The organism is Solirubrobacter ginsenosidimutans (assembly GCF_027587205.1).
This window is the reverse complement of sequence record NZ_JAPDOD010000142.1, coordinates 1-689: the sequence shown is the minus strand read 5'-3', so window position 1 is coordinate 689 and position 689 is coordinate 1. Positions and strand designations below refer to the sequence as shown.

1 protein-coding gene is annotated in these 689 nt (G+C 69.1%); it reads left to right on the top strand.

Annotated features, from left to right (window positions below; genetic code table 11):
• Window positions 1-243: 243 nt before the first annotated feature.
• A partial coding sequence (locus tag OM076_RS44550; protein WP_270046770.1) for a DUF1269 domain-containing protein occupies window positions 244-689 on the top strand: 446 nt, incomplete at its 3' end.

Genomic DNA, 689 nt, shown 5'->3' with positions numbered 1-689 from the left:
GTCACGATCGGCGCCGGCGCCCTGTTCGGGATGGTCGGGCTGACGCTCGCCGCGCCGCTGACGTCCGCGGCCGTGCACATCAGCAACGAGCTGCGCGACCGCAGCGAGCAAAACGGCCGCGCGCCCACGATCGAGGCGGTACCGGCGCCCTCGAGCTGAGGGCCGTTCATCCCGATCGGACGATGCGTCTGAGCGGTAGCTGGCAGAGGCTAAGTCAACACCTCAATGAGGGAGGAGCACGACATGGCAAAGCCCATGTTCTTCTACACCGGCATCTACGACAACGTCGCCGATGCCGACGCGGACTACGAGGCGATCGAGTCGCTTCACCGAGGCAAGGCGATTGGGTCGTATGACTCGGCGATCGTCGTTCACACCCCGGACGGGGACGTGAAGGTCACCAAGACCGAGAAACCGACGAAGAAGGGGGCGTGGATCGGCCTCGCCGCCGGGGCCGGTGCGGCCGTCGTGTTCCCATTCCTGCTCCCCGCGGTCAGCTACGCGGGCATGGCCGGGGCCGGCGCCGGCCTGGGCGCGTGGTTCGGACACCTCGCGCACGGCACCAGCCGCGGCGACGCCAAGGACATCGGCGCGCTGCTCGAGCCGGGCAAGGCGGCGCTGATCGTCGTCGGCATCGACAAGGACGCCGAGCAGATCGAGCGCGCGCTCACACGCGCGGAGCAGCACGT